Source organism: Frigoribacterium sp. VKM Ac-2836, from assembly GCF_013248995.1.
Lineage (GTDB): Bacteria > Actinomycetota > Actinomycetes > Actinomycetales > Microbacteriaceae > Frigoribacterium.
This window is the reverse complement of the sequence record NZ_JABRPK010000006.1, coordinates 25,602-42,910: the sequence shown is the minus strand read 5'-3', so window position 1 is coordinate 42,910 and position 17,309 is coordinate 25,602. Positions and strand designations below refer to the sequence as shown.

Annotated in this window: 18 protein-coding genes; 7 read left to right on the top strand and 11 right to left on the bottom strand. The window is 70.6% G+C overall.

What is annotated here, in order from left to right; translation table 11 throughout:
• Window positions 1-21 precede the first annotated feature (21 nt).
• Window positions 22-666: a heme oxygenase (biliverdin-producing) gene (locus HRF36_RS14530; RefSeq protein ID WP_173211116.1), complete on the bottom strand. Its 645-nt coding sequence runs from the start codon at window positions 664-666 to the stop codon at window positions 22-24.
• Between the two features lie 137 nt (window positions 667-803).
• On the bottom strand, window positions 804-1,256 hold the full coding sequence (locus HRF36_RS14525; protein WP_056049797.1) for a DUF4383 domain-containing protein: 453 nt from the start codon (window positions 1,254-1,256) through the stop codon (window positions 804-806).
• Between the two features lie 101 nt (window positions 1,257-1,357).
• On the opposite strand from HRF36_RS14525, the gene HRF36_RS14520 reads away from it, so the two are divergent.
• On the top strand, window positions 1,358-2,287 hold the full coding sequence (locus HRF36_RS14520) for a diacylglycerol kinase family protein (protein ID WP_173211114.1): 930 nt from the start codon (window positions 1,358-1,360) through the stop codon (window positions 2,285-2,287).
• Between the two features lie 2 nt (window positions 2,288-2,289).
• On the opposite strand, the gene HRF36_RS14515 is transcribed toward HRF36_RS14520, so the two are convergent.
• Window positions 2,290-3,249 (bottom strand): helix-turn-helix domain-containing protein, encoded by a 960-nt coding sequence (locus tag HRF36_RS14515; protein ID WP_173211112.1) that lies wholly within the window; start codon window positions 3,247-3,249, stop codon window positions 2,290-2,292.
• 363 nt (window positions 3,250-3,612) lie between these two features.
• Between HRF36_RS14515 and HRF36_RS14510 the strand changes: the two genes are divergently transcribed.
• A complete protein-coding gene (locus tag HRF36_RS14510; RefSeq protein WP_173211110.1) occupies window positions 3,613-4,578 on the top strand; it encodes a glycyl-tRNA synthetase in 966 nt (321 codons plus the stop codon).
• An 89-nt stretch (window positions 4,579-4,667) separates the two neighbouring features.
• Window positions 4,668-5,150 carry a glutathione peroxidase gene (locus HRF36_RS14505; RefSeq protein ID WP_173211108.1) on the top strand — a complete coding sequence of 161 codons (483 nt, stop codon included), beginning with the start codon at window positions 4,668-4,670 and terminating at the stop codon, window positions 5,148-5,150.
• A gap of 16 nt (window positions 5,151-5,166) precedes the next feature.
• Here the strand turns inward: HRF36_RS14505 and HRF36_RS14500 are convergent, their stop codons facing one another.
• Together HRF36_RS14500 and HRF36_RS14495 are read right to left on the bottom strand one after the other, a co-directional pair.
• Window positions 5,167-6,654 (bottom strand): signal peptidase I, encoded by a 1,488-nt coding sequence (locus tag HRF36_RS14500; protein ID WP_173211106.1) that lies wholly within the window; start codon window positions 6,652-6,654, stop codon window positions 5,167-5,169.
• Window positions 6,655-6,762: 108 nt separating this feature from the next.
• Window positions 6,763-7,362 carry a hypothetical protein gene (locus tag HRF36_RS14495; protein ID WP_055977732.1) on the bottom strand — a complete coding sequence of 200 codons (600 nt, stop codon included), beginning with the start codon at window positions 7,360-7,362 and terminating at the stop codon, window positions 6,763-6,765.
• A 278-nt stretch (window positions 7,363-7,640) separates the two neighbouring features.
• Between HRF36_RS14495 and HRF36_RS14490 the strand changes: the two genes are divergently transcribed.
• Window positions 7,641-8,138, top strand: a complete 498-nt coding sequence (locus HRF36_RS14490; RefSeq protein WP_173211104.1) for a MarR family winged helix-turn-helix transcriptional regulator — start codon at window positions 7,641-7,643, stop codon at window positions 8,136-8,138.
• 22 nt (window positions 8,139-8,160) lie between these two features.
• Here HRF36_RS14490 and HRF36_RS14485 read toward each other — a convergent pair whose 3' ends face one another.
• Genes HRF36_RS14485 through HRF36_RS14475 form a run of 3 tightly spaced genes read right to left on the bottom strand, consistent with a single transcriptional unit; the run spans window position 8,161 to window position 11,592 of the window.
• Window positions 8,161-9,000: a hypothetical protein gene (locus HRF36_RS14485; RefSeq protein WP_173211102.1), complete on the bottom strand. Its 840-nt coding sequence runs from the start codon at window positions 8,998-9,000 to the stop codon at window positions 8,161-8,163.
• A gap of 2 nt (window positions 9,001-9,002) precedes the next feature.
• Complete coding sequence (locus tag HRF36_RS14480) at window positions 9,003-10,121, bottom strand: DNA adenine methylase (RefSeq protein WP_371740212.1); 1,119 nt, start codon at window positions 10,119-10,121, stop codon at window positions 9,003-9,005.
• 19 nt (window positions 10,122-10,140) lie between these two features.
• Window positions 10,141-11,592, bottom strand: coding sequence for a GAF domain-containing serine/threonine-protein kinase (locus HRF36_RS14475; protein ID WP_173211100.1), 1,452 nt, complete (start codon window positions 11,590-11,592; stop codon window positions 10,141-10,143).
• Window positions 11,593-11,744: 152 nt separating this feature from the next.
• Here HRF36_RS14475 and HRF36_RS14470 point away from each other — a divergent pair, with 152 nt between their 5' ends.
• Window positions 11,745-12,455: an NADPH-dependent F420 reductase gene (locus HRF36_RS14470; RefSeq protein ID WP_371740211.1), complete on the top strand. Its 711-nt coding sequence runs from the start codon at window positions 11,745-11,747 to the stop codon at window positions 12,453-12,455.
• Between the two features lie 94 nt (window positions 12,456-12,549).
• On the opposite strand, the gene HRF36_RS14465 is transcribed toward HRF36_RS14470, so the two are convergent.
• Window positions 12,550-12,975: a DUF4307 domain-containing protein gene (locus HRF36_RS14465; protein ID WP_173211096.1), complete on the bottom strand. Its 426-nt coding sequence runs from the start codon at window positions 12,973-12,975 to the stop codon at window positions 12,550-12,552.
• Between the two features lie 170 nt (window positions 12,976-13,145).
• Entirely contained in the window at window positions 13,146-13,316 is a 171-nt protein-coding gene (locus tag HRF36_RS14460; protein WP_173211094.1) for a hypothetical protein, read from the bottom strand.
• A 290-nt stretch (window positions 13,317-13,606) separates the two neighbouring features.
• Here HRF36_RS14460 and HRF36_RS14455 point away from each other — a divergent pair, with 290 nt between their 5' ends.
• Window positions 13,607-13,879, top strand: a complete 273-nt coding sequence (locus tag HRF36_RS14455; RefSeq protein WP_173211092.1) for a hypothetical protein — start codon at window positions 13,607-13,609, stop codon at window positions 13,877-13,879.
• On the opposite strand, the gene HRF36_RS14450 is transcribed toward HRF36_RS14455, so the two are convergent.
• A complete protein-coding gene (locus HRF36_RS14450; protein WP_173211090.1) occupies window positions 13,870-15,759 on the bottom strand; it encodes an ABC transporter ATP-binding protein in 1,890 nt (629 codons plus the stop codon). The two genes, HRF36_RS14455 and HRF36_RS14450, sit on opposite strands and share 10 nt — an antisense overlap.
• Window positions 15,760-15,952: 193 nt before the next feature.
• On the opposite strand from HRF36_RS14450, the gene HRF36_RS14445 reads away from it, so the two are divergent.
• Window positions 15,953-17,284 carry a hemolysin family protein gene (locus HRF36_RS14445; protein ID WP_173211088.1) on the top strand — a complete coding sequence of 444 codons (1,332 nt, stop codon included), beginning with the start codon at window positions 15,953-15,955 and terminating at the stop codon, window positions 17,282-17,284.
• The last annotated feature ends 25 nt before the right edge of the window (window positions 17,285-17,309 follow it).

Genomic DNA, 17,309 nt, shown 5'->3' with positions numbered 1-17,309 from the left:
CGGCCGCCTGACCGCTGCGAGTCAGGCGGCGGCCTTCGCGGCGGCGAGGTCGGCGAACAGCTCGGTACTGAAGCGGTAGGCGGCGCAGACCTCGTCGAGCACCTGCTCGCGCTCGTCGTCGGACCAGGGCACCGAGTCGAGCTGCCGGCGGTAGGTCGTCTTGAACGACTTCGGTTCGGCGATCTCGGCGAACAGGAAGAAGCCGACCCCGTTCGTGTCGAACCCGAAGCGTCGCTGCAGGATGCTGCGGATCAGGTGCCCGCCCGACAGGTCGCCGAGGCACCGCGTGTAGTGGTGCGCGATGAACCCGCCGGCCCAGGTCGAGGCCAGCTCGATGCGCTCGACGTACGCGCGGGTGGTCGGTAGCGGCGCGATCCTGGTGCGCCAGTCGTCGCCGAGCAAGAACGCCAGGTCGGCCTCGATGGCCGGCAACCGGGTCAACCCCGGGGCGAGGAACGGTGCCACGACGACGTCGCCCGACCAGCTCTCGGCGGCGTCCTCGAGGGCGGCGTAGACGAAGTAGTGCTGGGCGAGCAGCTGCACGTAGTCGTCACGCGTGCCGCGCCCGATCAGCAGGTCGGTCATGAACGAGCAGCCGACGTCGGTGGGCACGCGCTCGGCCGTTCGCTCGCGTACCGCCTCGGAGAAGGGGATGACGACGGTCATGAGACGCACCTCCTGGGTGACCTGGGTTAGGTGACCCTAAACCTAGCCAGAGACGCCCGGCGTCGGTAGCCCCCGGGGACGATCCCGGCGGACGCGCAGGCGGACCACAGGCCGCTGCGAGGCGGCTCCCCGCCGGGTCAGCGGCGGCGGCGCTCGGCCCCCACCGCGGTCGCGAGCAGCAGCAGACCACCGACGAGGTGCGTGACGTTGTCACCGAGGTTGAACGCGAGGAAGTTGACGTCGGTGCCCTCGAGGAAGAACCCGGCGACGCCGAAGACGACGAAGATCAGACCGATCCAGGTGTTGATGTAGCGGGCACTCGCCCGCGACGACGCACCCGCGATGATGAGAGCGGCGCCGGCCAGCACCCAGACGACGACCAGCGCCGGGTTGAGGTTCCAGACGAACCAGAGCGAGGCCCCCTGGGTGGAGAAGAAGGTGCCCATGTCCTCGACGAGGAAGCCGATGGCACCGAGCAGCAGGAAGACCGTGCCGACGAACAGACCGGCCCCGCGGTTGGGCGACTCGCGGATCGTCGGCTCGTAGGGAGCCGGGGTCGCGGTGGTCGTGGTGCCGTGGGTGCTGCTCATGGTGGGGGTGCCTCTCGTCGGTCCGGTCGCTGTCCAGTATGCCCGCCACCCGCGGCGGGCCGTCCGACCCGGACGGGCGCGTGGCTGGCAGGATCGTCCCCATGAGCCCGATGCCCCTCCGCCTGGTCGTGGCGATCAACCCCGGTGCGTCCGCCGGCGGCCGCGAGCACCTCATCGACCGGGTGCTCGCCGTTCTGCGAGAAGCAGGCCACACCGTCGTGCCGCTCACGGAGTCGAGCTACGACGATCTCGTGGCCGCGGCCCGCCGCGAGCTCGATCCCGGTCGCGGCGAGCGCCCCGACGCGCTGATCGTCGTCGGCGGCGACGGCATGGTGAACCTCGGGGCGAACCTGGTCGCGGGTACCGACGTGCCGCTGGGACTGGTGCCGACGGGCACCGGCAACGACACGGCCCGGGCCTTCGGGCTGCCCCACGACGACGCCGAGGCGGCCACGCGCCTCCTGGTCCGGCTGCTCGAGGGCGAACCGACCACCATCGACGCCGGCCGCGTGCTGCAGGCCGACGGCCGCGCCACCTGGTTCGCCTGCATGGTGTCGGCAGGCTTCGACGCCGTCGTCAACGAGCGGGCCAACCGGCTGAGCTGGCCGAAGGGTCGCCGCAGGTACGACGTAGCGCTCGCCATCGAACTGGTCCGCCTGCCGAAGATCGCCTACCGCCTCGAACTCGACGGCGTCGCGACGACGGTCGAGGGCACCCTGATCTCGATCGGCAACGGTCAGTCCCTCGGCGGGGGCATGAAGGTCACCCCGGACGCCGTGCTCGACGACGGGTTGCTCGACGTGCTCGTGGTCGAGCGGCTCACCCGGTGGCAGTTCGTGCGGCTCTTCCCGAGCGTGTTCCGCGGCACCCACCTGAGCCACCCGAACGTCACGGTGCACCGGGTGCGTCGTGCCGTCGTCGAGGCCGACGGGGTCGCGGCCTACGCGGACGGCGAGCGTGTCGGACCGCTGCCCGTCACGGTCGAGGTCGTCCCCGGCGCCTTGCACGTGTACGCCGCGATCGGACACTGACCTCAGCCGCGGTGCAGCGTCTCGCGGGGGTACTCGCCGAACCGCTGCTGGTACGCGGCCGAGAACCGACCGAGGTGGGCGAAGGCCCAGTGTCGGGCGACGTCGGCGACGGTCGTCGTGTCCGGGGCGGCCGCCCGCAGCGCCTCGTGCACGCGCCCGAGCCGGATCTCGCGCAGGTAGGCCGTGGGGGTGGTGTCGAGGTGGCGGCTGAACGCCTGTTGCAGCCCGCGCGGGGTGAGCCCCGCCTCCCGGGCGATGTCGACGGCGGAGATCGGCAGGTGGGCGCTGGCGTGCATGTACTCGACGGCCAGGCGCAGGCTCGCGTTGCGCGGTGCGAGCAGGGCCGCGGGCATCGAGGTCGAGGTGTGGACGAAGGTGTCGAGCAGGGCGCCGGCGGCGAGTCGGGCCATCTCGGAGCGCATCATGTCGCTGGGTTCGCCCGATCCGAGGTAGACGCGGCCGATCAGGCGCACGGTCGCGTGCCAGGCCTGCACCGCAGCCGACGACACGGGGGCGGCGTGGTCGAAGCGGAGCGTGCCGGGCATGATGCCGAGCCGCTCGGCCGCGACCTCGTCGACGACGGACTTCGACAGGTGCAGCAGGCTCTGGTTGACGTCCTCGGTGGTGAACTCGAACTCGCGTCCCTCGGGGAAGAGGATCGGCCGCCCGACGGCGCCGGCCACCTCGTCGCGACCGTTGTCGACGGTCGAACGCCCGCCGAGCAGCCAGTGCACGACGTGCTCGTCGCCCGCCGCGGCCTGGCCGTCGACACGCCCCATGAACATCGTCGAGCGGAGGGTCATCGCCCCGTCGCCCACGATCGTGTGGCGGAAGGCGAAAGGCGCCTCGGTGGGGACGACGTGGAAACCACGGCCGTTGTAGCCGGCCTCCATGATGTCGATGGCCTCGTCGAGATCGCGACCGCGCGCGTCGAAGCGCATCTTGTCGTCCCAGGCAGCCATCTCTGCGAATTGTTGCACGCGCTCCAAAGTCCGCACCATTCACCCCGAGGGGGTTGACATCTGCGTGCCGCTCCTTGTTGCCCCCGCCCGCGCCGCGCTCTGCGTTCGGCAACTCCTGCCCCGTGCTGCGGCCGCGGCGAACTGAGCGGCGCGACAGGCACGTTCGGCACGTGAGGGAGGAATTGCCGACCGGAGACCCGCGGCTCGCAGGAACCTCGCGTCGGCCCCTCCGACGCCTCCTCCGCCGCCTCCTCTGACGCCTCCTCCGACGCCTCCTCCCCAGAGGCGATGCCGGACGCTCCCTGAACACCCGCAGATGCGTGCTCGACGAGGGAGCCCGTCTCGTCGCCACGCTCGTGTGGCATGACCACGATCGCCGAACTCGTCTCGTCCGCCGGGGGGCTCCTCCACAAACACGACCTCGTCGCATCCGGTGCCAACGACCGGCATCTGACGGTCGCGGTTCGTTCACGCACCGTCAGCAGGCCCCGGCGCGGGTGGTACTCCACCTGGGCGCCTGAAGACCCTCGATACATCGCGGTCGCCGTGGGTGGTCGACTCACCGGTGCCTCCGCGTTGCATCAGTTGGGCGCGTGGTCGTGGTCCCGGCCGCCCGTGACGGTGTCGGTCCCCGAGACGGCTTCGCGGCTGCGGCGCCGGCGCGGAGTCCGGGTCGTATGGGATGCCCTCGAGATCAGTGGTCGCGGTTCGACCTGGTCCGTCGACCCCCGCGACGCCTTGGCCCGGGCAGTGGTCGAGACCCGGTCTCTCGAGGATGCGGTCATCCTGGTCGACTGGGCCAGGCGGGCAGGCATCGTCGAGGGGGACGACGATGCGGCCGAAGTGCTGTCCCGCAAACGTGCCGACGCTGCCGGTCTCGTGGCGTGGAGCGACTCCGGCGCCGAGAGCATCCTCGAGAGCGCGGCGGGCACGAGACTCCGGCAGGCAGGGCATCACGTCCTGCGCCAGGTGCCCATCCCCGGAACGCCGAAGATCATCGACATGGTGGTCGACGGCATCGTCGGTCTCGAGACGGACGGGCGAAGACATCACGAGACACGCTTCGACAAGGACCGCCTTAAAGATGCCGACATAGCTCGCGACGGTCGAATCCCGTTCCGGGCAGGGACGGTGATGTTGCGAGACCTGTGGGAGGCCACGGCCGCCGCGATCAGGGCACTCATCCGCACGGCGGGTGGGCCGCGGCCCGTCGTGGGTGTCGGGAACTCCTCCCTGCCGCGAGTGCTCGGACCGAGAGGGCGGAGAGCCTGGCGGCTCGCTCCACCTCGGCGACGCACGGGTCAGGAGTTGCCGACGATGGCAGGGTGACGACGGACGCGGGGTGACCAGGGGCGCAGGACGGAACGGCGGCGCAGATCGCGAGCAGGTTCGCAGCAGGCGGGCCTACCGTCGACCGCATGACCCTCGACGACATCACCCTGACCACGATCCGCGGCGAGTCCACCACGTTCGGCGCCTACGCCGACAAGGTGGTGATGGTCGTGAACGTGGCCTCGCGCTGCGGCCTCGCCCCGCAGTACGAGAAGCTCGAGGCGCTGCAGAAGCAGTACGGCGACCAGGGCTTCACGGTGCTGGGCTTCCCCAGCAACCAGTTCTTCCAGGAGCTCTCGAGCGGCGAGGCCATCGAGGAGTACTGCTCGGCGACCTGGGGCGTGACCTTCCCGATGATGGAGAAGGTCAAGGTCAACGGTCGTGGCGAGCACCCGCTCTACACCGAGCTGAAGAAGGCCACCGACGCCGACGGCAAGGCCGGCCGCGTCAAGTGGAACTTCGAGAAGTTCGTCGTCACGCCCGGCGGTGCCGTGCACCGCTTCCGCCCGACGACCGAGCCGGACGCCCCCGAGGTCGTCGCGGTCATCGAGGAGGCGCTGGCCGGCTGAGCGAGGAGGCTCGGGCTCAGCGCCCCGCCTTGTAGTGGGCGGTGACCCCGGTCGCCGTCAGCACGCCGGTGTTCCAGACCTGGGTGCTGTCGAGCGAGCCGGCGAAGTAGTTGCTGCTCGGGGCCGAGGTCCAGCCCGACAGCGGCAGCTGGCCGATGCGCCACCAGCCGGTGTAGGCCTGTGCGCTCCGGGTGGCCGCGTCGGCGGCGACTCTCGTGCCGTCGACGTAGAGGCTCATGCCGTTCGTGCTCGAGAGGGTCGCGACGACGTGGTGCCAGGCTCCGTCGTTGTACGACAGCGGCGAGGCGATCGTCTTGACCGCGTTGGGGTAGACGCCGAACACGAGCTTGCCCGCGTTCGTCATGTAGAGGTGCCGGTCGTAGAACCCGGGAGCCCCCGCCTGCGAGTTGGCGAAACCCACGAGTTCGCCACCGGCGGTCGTTTTCGTCCTGACCCAGGTCTCGATCGTGAAGTTGTTCGAGCCGGTGAACGACGTCGGGGTGGTGACCTGACCGCTGGCGCCGTCGAGCGTCAGGTACGGGCTGTCGTCGGCCGCGCAGGTTCCGGCGGTGAAGGACGCCCCGCCGACCAGGGTTCCGGGCCGGGCGTTGCCCGAGCTGTCGGTGGCCGTCGTCCCGGACACCTCGCTGTAGGCGAAGGCGAAGTCGGGCTTGTCGCTGAACGTCTCGGTGAGGCAGTCGTAGGCGCCGGCCGTCAATTTGGACGTCGGGTTCGCCACCGACGCGGCGAACGCGGCGTGCGAACCACCCGAGACGACGAGGGTGAGTGCGAGACCGCCGCCGATCGCTGCCAGGCCGATCGCGCCTCCTGCGGTCCGGAGGCGACGGAGGCGCCGCTCGCGTCGTCGCTGTGCACGGCGGCCGGTCGAGGCGGTCACGCGGCTCGACGCGACGCGCTCGTCGCGGTCCTCGCGCAGCAGGTACCGGTCGTTGCGGCTCAGCAGGACGATCAGGATCAGCAGGCCGCCGGTCACCAGCAGGTGGCCGTACTGGTGGCCCGCCGCCCAGACGAAGGGCGTGCCGACGTAGGGGACGCGGAGGAAACCGACACCGATCACGGCGCTGCGGTCGATCGGGGTCGAGTCGGCGCTCGGGTTGGCGTCGCCCTTGGTGACGATCTGCCCGGCCTGGCCGTTGTCGGAGTAGCGGTGCAGACGGAGGTGGCCGGCCTGGTCGGGGTCGTCGAAGAGCAGCACCTGTCCGCGGTGGACGTCGGAGGCCGCCACCGGCTTCGCGACGACGACGTCGCCGGGGTGGATGCGGGGCTCCATCGAGCCGGTCATCACGGTGGTGGGGCTCCAACCGAGGGCGGCGGGAGCGGCGGCGTAGACCATCAGGCCGAGCAGCGAGTAGAGCACGACGCGCGAGGCGGTACCGAGGGCGAGGCGGGTCCAGTCGAGCCACGAGCGAGAGGCACCCAGGGGCACGGTGATCGAGGCCGTGGCCGCTGCGGCGGGCCGCAACTTCAGGTCGATCGTGCTCATGGGTGCCTCTGCTCGGGGATGGTGCGGGTGATGCGGTGTCGGGCCGCCTGGTGCCGTGGTGCGGTGTGGTGCCGTGTCCCGGGGGTCAGCCGGGCGTCAGCCGGGGGCTCAGCTGTTCTGGGCCTCCCAGGTGAGGCCGAGGCTCGCGGTGCCGCCCTGGGTCGTGTTGGGGGCGGTGTTCGAGACGGTGTAGGTCACCTGGTAGGTGCGGGTCTCGGACGCGGTGCCGGTCGGGGCCCAGGTGCCGACGCCGTTGGAGTAGTTGGTGTAGCTCGTGCCGAAGGCGGCCAGCGTGCCGCTGTAGAGGCTCGAACCCGACGAGAGCGGGGTGAAGCCGGTGCACGAGCCGAAGCCGCCGCCGGTGCCCTGCACGACGCTCAGCGTGATGTTCGACGCGAGGTTGTTGGTCGTGGCGGCGCCCGTGCCGTACAGCTTGACGGCCGAGGCGAGCGAGCCGGTGCTGGTGACGGCGATGCAGTTGCTGCCGGTCTGGCCGGGCTTGAGGTTCGTGGCGGTGAAGAGAGCGGTGTTGCTGTCGTCGTCGGTCAGGGCGACGGTGCCGGCGGTCCAGTTGCTGGTGGGGTTGACCGTGGTCGACGAGAAGGCCGAGTACGACGCGGTCGAGACGACGATGCCCGAGGCGACGAGGGCGGCGGGGATGGCGATCCAGGCGGCGATGCGAGCGATGCGGGGGGTGGGACGGGACATGGTGTGCTCCAGGGGGCGAGAGGGTGGAAGGAGGGGGAGATCGGGGGCCACCCGGCGACGAGATCAAGGACTTCGCCGGTGAGACGCTCACCACTCGAACCGTTCTGGTTTCAAGTGATCGTTGTCTTCAAGTGGTACGGCAATCAAATTACTTGCTACTTGAGAGGCTTGCAAGCCAAACCATGTCCCCAGTGGTGGGGGTGTCCCGATCGTCAAGACTCTTGTTGACTGAGCCCGTGCCATGGACGGCACACCGACCTGTGTCACGGAGGACCCCCATGCCCGTCACGACCCCCGCCGATCCCGGCACCGCCACCCCCGGCCCCGCCGACCTCGGGCGCCTGCTCGACTCGTTCCGGCTGTTGATGCTGAACCACTCCCGGGTGCTCGACCACCAGGGCGACCTCTTCGGGCTGGGTGACACCGACATCCGGTTCCTCTTCTACGTGTGGGCCACCGGCGACCTGGTCACGCCCAAGCGAGCGGCCGACCACCTCGACCTCTCGTCGGGCGCGATGACGAACCTCGTCGACCGCCTCGTCGACGCCGGCCACCTCGACCGCCGCCGCAATCCCGACGACCGACGCAGCGTCATCGTCAGCCGCACGCCGCGCGGCGTCGAGGTCACGACCGCCATCGCGAGCGCCTACGCGGCCGCGTTCGCCGAGGTCGTGCCGGCGTCGCAGCACGACGCTTTCGCCGACACGCTGATCGACCTCGGCCGGGCCTTCGACCGGCACGGGGTCGGCACCGCCGCAGCCCCCGCCGCAGCCTGATCCGTCCCGCGCGGAGGGGTCGCTACGGGATGAGGCGGCGCAGGCGGGCGGCGTCGGCCAGGTCGACCCGGAACCGGTCGAGTGTGGCCAGCGTGTAGAGCCCGTCGATCTGCTGGTCGACCCAGAGCTGGTGGATGCGCCGGAGGTCGGCCTGGCGACTCTTCCAGCCGATGCCGTCGATCACGGCCATCACGGTCTGCCGCGGCAGCCGCACGTCGGCCATCTCTTCGATCTCGCGTACCGCGTCGGTCAGCTTCGAACCGGTCGAGTCGAAGCCCTTCGCCGCGACCACGATCGCGGGCTCGGCGGCCGACGGGATCACGAGATCGCACGGCGCCGTGCGGTTCGCCCGGCCGGTGAAGCGCGTTCGGGTGCCGCAGGCGAGCCCGAGGTCGCGGGCGATCGCCTCGATCTCGTCCTCGAGTCGACGGCCCGACACACCGGCACGGATCGCCGACGCCCGCGTGCCGGCCCGCGCCGAGAGCAGGTCACCGAAGTCGTAGGTGCGGTGCCGTTGCGACGCGATCAGGCGGACGAGCTCGAACTCGTCGTCGAGGTGGGCGACCAGGTCGTCGGCTCGCCCTCGGGCGAGCGTCAGCCAGCTCGGGGTGTCGAAGGCGTGCCGCAGCGAGTTGCGCAGCTTCTCTTGCGACAGCCCGACCGCCAGGCCGAGGGCCGGCACCCACGCCGGGTGCTGCCGGGTCCACTCGGCCAGGTGGTCGCGGTCGACCACGGGCAGCTCGCCGAGGCTCGCCGCGGCCCGGGCGAGGTCGGCCGCCGCCGCCGAAGGGGAGGTCGGGTCGACGTGCGGGGTCATGCGGCCGAGCGACGCCAGGTACTCGTCGAAGGTGGGGATGGTCATGGTCAGTCCCTCCCGACGAAGACGTATTCGGTGGCCGCCGTGCGGGTCGCCGCTCGATGCGTGCCGAAGCTGTAGGTGTGATCGACCACGTGCACCTCGACGTGCGGCTTGACCGTCCGCAGCAGCTGCTCGATGCGCTCGCGGCTCGGCACGGCGTTCGACGAGTACGAGAGCACGAGGGCCCCGGCGTCCGAGAACTGCTCGAAGGTGCGCACGAGGGCGTCGTCGACCGTGCGCGGGTAGGCGAACGGCGTGTAGAGCTTGGCGATCTTCTTGGTCTTGGTCTCGGTCATGATCGTCTGTCCCCGCCAGTACACGGCCAGCCCCTGCAGGACGTGGTACCGCTTCATGTAGTCCGCGTCGTCCCGAGGAGGCGCGTAGGGCGGATCGAGGTACACCAGGTCGGCGGGTGGTCGCGTCAGGTCGACCACGTCGCCCTCGACGGCCTCGTGCGCGAGCCCGTCGTCGAAGACCGTCGCGCCGTAGGCCCGGACGGCCGCCCGGAACTGCTCTGCCATGGTCATCCTCAGGTCGCGGCGTCCGTCGTCGTAGCGCGTGCCGGTGAACGTGAAGACGCCCCGCGGCTGCTTGCGCGCCGCAGCCAGCACGAGAGCGGCGATCGCCACGTCGCGCTCGGCACCGTCGAGCCGGTCGACGTGCGACCAGGCCGAGTCGAGGAAGGCCCGGTCGTCGGCCGAGAAGAAGACGCCGTCGAAGGTGCGACGAACGAAGTCGCGGTCGTCGGCGGGCGGGCCGCAGATCTCGTCCACGAGGTCGTCCGACACCGTCGTCGACCCGTTGACGACGGAGGCGCGGGCGATGACCGCGGGAAAGGCCAGGAAATCGTTGCTCACGACCTGGCGACCTTCCGCCTTCATCAGGTACGAGACGACGCCCGACCCGCTGAAGGCGTCGATCGCGGTCGAGGGCCGAGCCGCGCCTCCTGCGTCGTCGGGATCGCCGGCCGGTACGGGGGCGACGCGGGAGAAGACGTCGTGCAGCACGGGCAGCAGGGCGTACTTCGAGCCCATGTAGCGCAGGCGCGGGAAGGCGGCGACACGCGAGGGGACGGGCCCGGCGGCGGCCTCACCCACGTCGGCGGGCACGAGCTCGATGGTCACCGGGCAAGTCTGCCGCACCTCAGTCGTCGGAAGGGCTCCAGGCCTGGGTGTCGAGATCGGCGCGCGAGGCGTGCGGCACGTTGCCCGTGGTGGTGCCGGCGATGCGCAGGCTCTCTTGTCGCAGTTCGAGCTGGGCGACCACGAGCGCCGCGAGATCGGCGAGGTTGGCGACCTGCTCGTCACTCGCCGTGCCCGGTTCGCGGTCGATCACCGAGAGCGTGCCGATCGTGTGGCCGTCGCGCCTCGTGAGGGGCACGCTCACGTAGAACCGCATGCCGAGCGGGCCGGTGACGAGCGGGCTGGTCGCCACGCGACGGTCGGTCGCGGCGTCCTCGATGACCAAGGGCTCGGACGAGTGCACGGCACCCTGCGAGAGGTCGATCTGCCGCGCGACGTCGCCCACGGCGGGGTCGTAGTGGGTGGTGAACCAGGTGCGGTCGTCGTCGATCACGGTCGCCAGGGCGATGGGCGCCGCGAACAGCCGCGCGGCCATGGCCGTGACCCGGTCGAGCGCCTCGTTCGGCAAGGTGTCGAGCACCTCGCTGTGGTCGAAGGGTTCGGTGTCGCCCCCGCGCGTCGTGCCGTCGCCCACCGACAGGTCGCCGAGGCCGTCACGGTGCTCCGTGCTCTCGGTGATCACGACGTCGCGCATCAGCGCCACGAGTTCGGCGCGCGTCGGGCGTTCGGCGGGGTCGCGGCGGGTCATCGCGCGCAACGCGTGACGCCAGTGGTCGGGCAGCGGGTCGGGCAGCACGGGGTCGCGTGACAGCCGGGCCACGGCCGACTCGACGAGCGAACCGGGGAACTCGCGCCGGCGGGTGAAGCACTGCAGCAGCACGAGACCGAGGCTGTAGACGTCGCTCGGGGGGCCGACCTGGCCGCCCACGGCCTGCTCGGGGCTGAGGTAGGCGGCGGTCCCCGTCGTGACGCCCTCGGCGGTGAGCCGTTCGACGTCTTCGGTCAGGGCGATGCCGAAGTCGGCGAGCTTGGCCCGGGCACGCGCGGCGCCGTGGTCGCCGTAGTCGACGAGCAGGATGTTCGACGGCTTGATGTCGCGGTGCACGACCGAGTGGCCGTGGATGTAGTCGAGCGCCTCGGCCATGTCGTAGCCGATCTCGGCGATGTGCCGGGGGGCGAGTGCGCCGTGACGAAGCCGGTCCTCGAGGTTGAGACCGGCGATCAGGGGCATCACGAGGAATCGCTGCGGCCCGTTCGGACCCTGCTCGACACCCGCGTCGAACAAGCCGACCAGGCCGTGGTGCTCGAGGCTCGACAGCACGCCGAGCTCGGCCTCTTGCCGCGCGGGGTCGACCATCGCGCTGTGGAACACCTTGATGGCCACCGTGCGGTTGAGGCTCTCGTCGACGGCCTTGTAGACGGTCGCCATGCCGCCGCGACCCACGACGGACTGCAGGCGATAGCGCTCGGCGAGGACACGATCGAGCGCGTCGTCCTGCTGTGGCGCGGCCATCGCCTCCCCCTCGTGACTGGTGTGGGGTCCATCCTGTCGCATGTGGCGCGTTCCGGTGACGACCGCGCGGGTGACGATCGCATCACGACGGTCTCGTGGCCGGCGTCACGGCGAGCGCCCGCGACCCCACCGCGCCGGGTTCGCACCTTGCGATGCCCTGGGAGAACGGGGTCACCGGGAAGGGAGTGCGCCGTCCACCGGTTGGGTTGCACATGACAACCTACGGAATCATCGGAGCAGGCAACATCGGCAGCCAGGTCGCCCGGGCGGTCATCGCCCACGGGCACGACGTCGTGATCAGCAACTCGCGTGGACCCGAGACCCTCACCGACCTCGTGGCCGACCTCGGCCCCAAGGCGCGGGCCGCCACGGCGACCGAGGCCGGCGCGGCCGGCGACGTGGTCGTCGTCACCGTCCCCCTCAAGAACATCGACCAGGTGCCCGTCGAGCCGCTCGCCGGCAAGACCGTGATCGACACGAACAACTACTACTTCGAGCGCGACGGTCACATCGAGGCGCTCGACCAGGGCACCGACACGACCGCCGAGATGCTGCAGCGCCACCTGCCCACGAGCCGCGTGGTGAAGGGCTTCAACCACATCCCCGCCGACGACATCACCACCGACGTCGCCCCCTCCGGCACCCCCGACCGTCGCGCCCTGGCGACGTCGAGCGACTCGCCCGAGGCCGTCGCCCTGATGACCGACCTCTACGACGAGCTCGGCTTCGACACCGTCGACGTCAGCCCGCTGTCCGAGAGCTGGCGCGTCGAGCGCGACCGTCCCGCCTACGTCGTGCGCCAGACGAAGGACGAGCTCGTCGCCAACCTCGCGAAGGCGAACCGGGTGCCGCAGGCCTCCTGAACCGGCCGGGTGGCGACGCCGCCCCGAACGACGCGACCCGCGCCTCCTGCAGGAGGCGCGGGTCGCGTCGTCGTCGGACCGGACGGCAGGCGGCTCAGGGCACCCAGCAGCGGTACGCCGACCCGGTCACGGCACGCTCGCTCGTCACCAGCGAGGTCGTGTAGGTCTGGGTGAACGTGTCGACGGCGGGCAGGTCGACGACCTTCCAGCCGACCACCGCACGATTCTCGTTGAGCGCCTGGACGGCGCAGCTCACGTCGGTGCCGCCGGCCACGTTGATCGTGTACTGCACCCGGACGGCGTCGTCGTCCGCGACGGTGAAGCCGTAGTGACTCACCTCGAGCTCGGCCGAGTCGCCGTCGAAGGCGACCAGCACGACCCACGCCGCCACCACGACGGCCACGAGGCCACCCGACACGAGGGCGATCAGCCGCGAGCGACGAGCTCTACCCGGCCGACGGCCGTACCGGTCGTCGAGTCGTGCCGCCGGATCGACGGGTGTCGGGTGGAGGGTCTGCATGCCGACCAGGGTAGGAGGCGCCGGCTCCGAACCGCATGGACGTCGCGGGCGGGGCCGCCGACGCGCCGGGGGCCGCGGCCGAGCCGCGGATCAGGCGGCGTCGGCCTCGAAGAGCATCGAGAGGTCGAGGGGCTCGGTGGGAGCCAGCTCGAGGTGGGTCAGGTCGTCGTTCACAGGAAGAGACCGTTGCTGAGGAAGAGGGCGGCGACGAGGCTCGCGCTCGCGCCGACGGCGGCCGTGGCGATGACGAAGAGGGTCGCCTGGCGCTCGGTCTCGCGGACCTCCGAGAAGGCGCTGCGGCCTTCGTCGGAACGGCGACGCGTCGGGGTGAGGAGTGTCATGGTGAATCCGTTCTCGGCAGCCCTGTGCCGCCTGCCCGTGATGCTGATCTGGAGGGACCGCGACTCGTGTGCGGTGTCCCGTACCGCCCGTGAAGTCGGTACACATGAATGAAACCATGAGGTAGTTAGGCCATCTAGCTACTCCCCCGAGCAGTTCGCATAGCGGACAGGGGGCCGGCAGGAGTGCCGACGCCTGCTCGTCAGGACGATCGTGATCTGGTTGCCCGCCCTGCCGTGCTGACCTACACTCGATCCGTTCGAACACATGTTCGAGCGAGCAGGAGGACGAGATGACCACGCAGACCACCCACGAGCCCGTCGCGCTGTGGTTCGAGCGCGACCTCCCCGCGCGGCTGGTCTGGTCGTGCCGTCGGTGGCGGGTCAGCGACACCCCGACCGAGCTGCGCGTCGAGCCGGCCGTCACGCCGGCCTTCATCACGCACCCGCCCCGGCGCTTCGTGGGCTGGCGTTTCCAGGCCACCGACGACGACGGCACGACCCACATGTTCGAGGTCGTCCTCGATGCCGACGGCGGCTGGGTGCTCGGTCGCGTCTACGACTGATCCGTGGCGTGAGGGGTCCGCTGCACGGCGAACTGGGTCCGGTGCAGCTCTTCGTACCGACCGGCCGCAGCCAGCAGCTCGTCGTGCGTGCCGCGCTCCACGATCGAACCGTCCTCGACCACGAGGATCATGTCCGCGCTGCGGATGGTCGACAGGCGGTGGGCGATCACCATCGCCGTCCGCCCGTCGAGCGCCTCGCTGAGCGCCGCCTGCACGGCGGCCTCCGACGTCGAGTCCAGTGCCGCGGTCGCCTCGTCGAGGATCACGACACGCGGCTGGGCGAGCAGGAGGCGCGCGATGGTCATCCGCTGGCGCTCGCCTCCCGAGAGCCGGTAGCCGCGCTCCCCCACCATCGTGTCGAGCTGGTCCGGCAGCGACCTGATCAGGGGCTCGAGCCTGGCACGGCGGACGGCGTCCCACACCTCGTCCTCCGACGCCTCCGGACGGGCGAGGCGCAGGTTGCTGAGGATGGTCTCGTGGAAGAGGTGGCCGTCCTGCGTCACCATGCCCAGGGTGTGGCGCATCGAGGCGAAGGTCACGTCGCGGACGTCCGCACCCGCGAGTCGGACGGCACCACCGTCGACGTCGTAGAGGCGTGAGAGCAGCTGCGCGATGGTGGACTTGCCGGCACCGGACGTGCCCACGAGGGCGACGGTCTGCCCCGGCTCGATCCTGAACGACACTCCGTGCAACACCTCGTCGCCGCCGCGGGTGTCCAGGGTGGAGACCTCCTCGAGCGAGGCGAGAGACACCTTGTCGGCGGAGGGGTACGCGAAGCGGACGTCGTCGAACTCGACGCTCACCGGGCCGTCGGGGACGACCGCCGCGTCGGGCTTCTCCTTGATGAGCGGTTCGAGGTCGAGCACCTCGAAGACGCGCTCGAAGCTGACCACCGCGCTCATGATCTCGACCCGGGCGCTCGCGAGACCGGTCAGCGGCACGTAGAGGCGGGTGAGGAGGAGGGCCAGGGTGACGACCTCGCCGGTGTCGAGCTGGCCCGCGAGCGCGAGCGCACCGCCGAGCCCGTACACGAGGGCGAGGGCGAGAGCGGAGACGAGCGTCAACGCGGTGACGAAGACGAACTGCAGCAGGGCGCTCCGGACTCCGATGTCGCGGACGCGGGCGGCGCGGACGCGGAACTCCTCGGCCTCTTCGTCGGGACGACCGAACAGCTTGACGAGGGTGGCCCCAGGAGCCGAGAACCGCTCGGTCATCTGCGTGCTCATCGCCGAGTTGTGGTCGGCGGCCTCGCGGCGCAACGCCGCGAGACGGCTGCCCATGCGCCGTGCGGGCACGAGGAACACGGGCAGCATGATCACGGCGAGGACGGTCACGAGCCAGGACGTGCTGAGCATGACGATCAGCGTGAGGACGAGGGCCACGACGTTCGTGACCACGCCCGACAGCGTGCCGCTGAAGGCCTGCTGGGCACCGATCACGTCGTTGTTGAGCCGGCTGACGAGGGCGCCCGTCCGGGTGCGCGTGAAGAACGCGATGGGCATCTTCTGCACGTGGTCGAACACGGCGGTGCGGAGGTCGAGGATGACCCCCTCGCCGATCCGGGCCGAGTACCAGCGCGTCGCGAGCGAGACGCCGGCGTCGGCCACGGCCACGGCGGCGATGAGCAGGGCGAGTCGGACGATCGCTCCGACCTCGCCCCGCGCGACGATGACGTCGACCACCCGACCGGCCAGCACCGGCGTCGCGACGGCGAGGAAGGCCCCCACGATCGAGAGACCGATGAAAACCACCAGCTTGGAGCGGTAGGGCACCGCGAACCTCATGATCCGCCGCACGGACTCGCGGGAGATGCCGTGCTTGCCGTCCCTCGCGGACGAGATCTTGTACAGCGAGCTCCAGGCCGCGCCTTCCATGCTCATGACGGTTCCTTCCATGGGTACCAGGCCCAACCTAGACGGCGGTCGTGGCCTCGGGACGTCGATCACAGACGGCGGCGGAGGGCTGCCGGTAATCTCTGCCCATGAAGCGCACAGCAGATTCTCCGTCCGACTGCCACAGGCCCGGTGCCCGGACGACCCCGGGCACCCACCGAGCTTTGGCCACCACGATCCGATGAACGGCGACCTGCTCCTCAACATCGTCCTCGTCGTCGTCTTCGTCCTCGTGGGCGGGGTGTTCGCCGCCACGGAGATGGCGCTCGTCACGCTCCGTGAGAGCCAGGTCAACGCCATCGCAGCACGTGGCAAGCGCGGCGAGAAAGTCGCCGGTCTCGCCCGCGACCCCAACATGTTCCTCGCGGCGGTGCAGATCGGCGTGACCGTCGCCGGCTTCGCCTCGGCCGCCTACGGCGCGTCCTCCATCGCCCCGTCGGTCGCGCCGCTGCTGGTCGGCCTCGGCCTCGGCGAGCAGCTCGCGTCCACGGTCGCGACGATCGCCCTGACCCTCGTGATCGCCTACCTCTCGCTCGTCCTGGGCGAGCTGGCACCGAAGCGGCTCGCGATCCAGCGGAACGCCTCCTTCGCGTACGCCGTGGCCCCCGTCCTCGCGGTCTTCGCCGTCCTCATGCGTCCCGTCATCTGGTTGCTGTCGATCTCGACCAACCTCGTCGTCCGTCTTTTGGGCGGGGACCCGAACAAGACGGGCGAGGAGATGACGGAGGAAGAGCTCCGCGACATCGTCTCGAGCCACGAGGGCCTCCCCGAGGACGAGCGGCGCATCCTCGACGACGTGTTGTCGCTTCGGCACCGGCAGCTCAGCCAGGTCATGCGCCCTCGCCCGGAGGTCACGGCCGTGGACGGCACGGGGACCGTACGAGATGCCGCGGTCGAGGTTCACGACCAGCCCTACTCGCGGTACCCGGTCATCGACCGGTCGATCGACGACATCATCGGCTTCGTCCACGTCCGCGATCTCTTCGAAGCGATCTCGACGGACCCCGCCACACCGGTCCGCGACATCGTCCGCACCATCTCCTACCTCCCGGCGACGGCACGCGTCCTCCCGACCTTGACCTCGATGCGCGCCGATGGCCACCACATCGCCGTCATCGTCGACGAGTACGGCGGCACCGACGGCATCGTCACCCTGGAGGACCTCGTCGAGGAAGTGGTCGGCGAGATCTTCGACGAGTACGACACCGAGTCCGCCGCCGCCGATCTCGAGGCAGGAGGGGGGACCGTCGACGGTCGCCTGAACTTCCAGGACTTCGAGGAGGCGACCGGCATCCACCTCCCCGACAGCGCCTCCGACACCGTCGCCGGCTACGTCATCGAGACCCTCGGGCGCCTGGCGAAGGTGGGCGACGTCGTCGAGATCGACGGTGCACGGCTCCAGGTGACCCAGCTGGACCGACGCCGCATCTCGGAGCTCCTGGTCATCCCCGACGCCGACGAGACCGACCCTCCAGCCGACACCGACGAGGTCGTCGACCGCCCCTCGTCCTGAGCACCCCGAGAGCCCGATCACGCGT

What these genes read in the sequence shown, in the direction of transcription:
- HRF36_RS14530 (WP_173211116.1), bottom strand. Translation starts at nt 666, where the DNA reads ATGACCGTCGTCATCCCCTTCTCCGAGGCGGTACGCGAGCGAACGGCC.
- HRF36_RS14525 (WP_056049797.1), bottom strand. Translation starts at nt 1,256, where the DNA reads ATGAGCAGCACCCACGGCACCACGACCACCGCGACCCCGGCTCCCTAC.
- HRF36_RS14520 (WP_173211114.1), top strand. Translation starts at nt 1,358, where the DNA reads ATGAGCCCGATGCCCCTCCGCCTGGTCGTGGCGATCAACCCCGGTGCG.
- HRF36_RS14515 (WP_173211112.1), bottom strand. Translation starts at nt 3,249, where the DNA reads ATGGCTGCCTGGGACGACAAGATGCGCTTCGACGCGCGCGGTCGCGAT.
- HRF36_RS14510 (WP_173211110.1), top strand. Translation starts at nt 3,613, where the DNA reads ATGACCACGATCGCCGAACTCGTCTCGTCCGCCGGGGGGCTCCTCCAC.
- HRF36_RS14505 (WP_173211108.1), top strand. Translation starts at nt 4,668, where the DNA reads ATGACCCTCGACGACATCACCCTGACCACGATCCGCGGCGAGTCCACC.
- HRF36_RS14500 (WP_173211106.1), bottom strand. Translation starts at nt 6,654, where the DNA reads ATGAGCACGATCGACCTGAAGTTGCGGCCCGCCGCAGCGGCCACGGCC.
- HRF36_RS14495 (WP_055977732.1), bottom strand. Translation starts at nt 7,362, where the DNA reads ATGTCCCGTCCCACCCCCCGCATCGCTCGCATCGCCGCCTGGATCGCC.
- HRF36_RS14490 (WP_173211104.1), top strand. Translation starts at nt 7,641, where the DNA reads ATGCCCGTCACGACCCCCGCCGATCCCGGCACCGCCACCCCCGGCCCC.
- HRF36_RS14485 (WP_173211102.1), bottom strand. Translation starts at nt 9,000, where the DNA reads ATGACCATCCCCACCTTCGACGAGTACCTGGCGTCGCTCGGCCGCATG.
- HRF36_RS14475 (WP_173211100.1), bottom strand. Translation starts at nt 11,592, where the DNA reads ATGGCCGCGCCACAGCAGGACGACGCGCTCGATCGTGTCCTCGCCGAG.
- HRF36_RS14470 (WP_371740211.1), top strand. Translation starts at nt 11,745, where the DNA reads ATGCCCTGGGAGAACGGGGTCACCGGGAAGGGAGTGCGCCGTCCACCG.
- HRF36_RS14465 (WP_173211096.1), bottom strand. Translation starts at nt 12,975, where the DNA reads ATGCAGACCCTCCACCCGACACCCGTCGATCCGGCGGCACGACTCGAC.
- HRF36_RS14460 (WP_173211094.1), bottom strand. Translation starts at nt 13,316, where the DNA reads ATGACACTCCTCACCCCGACGCGTCGCCGTTCCGACGAAGGCCGCAGC.
- HRF36_RS14455 (WP_173211092.1), top strand. Translation starts at nt 13,607, where the DNA reads ATGACCACGCAGACCACCCACGAGCCCGTCGCGCTGTGGTTCGAGCGC.
- HRF36_RS14450 (WP_173211090.1), bottom strand. Translation starts at nt 15,759, where the DNA reads ATGAGCATGGAAGGCGCGGCCTGGAGCTCGCTGTACAAGATCTCGTCC.
- HRF36_RS14445 (WP_173211088.1), top strand. Translation starts at nt 15,953, where the DNA reads ATGAACGGCGACCTGCTCCTCAACATCGTCCTCGTCGTCGTCTTCGTC.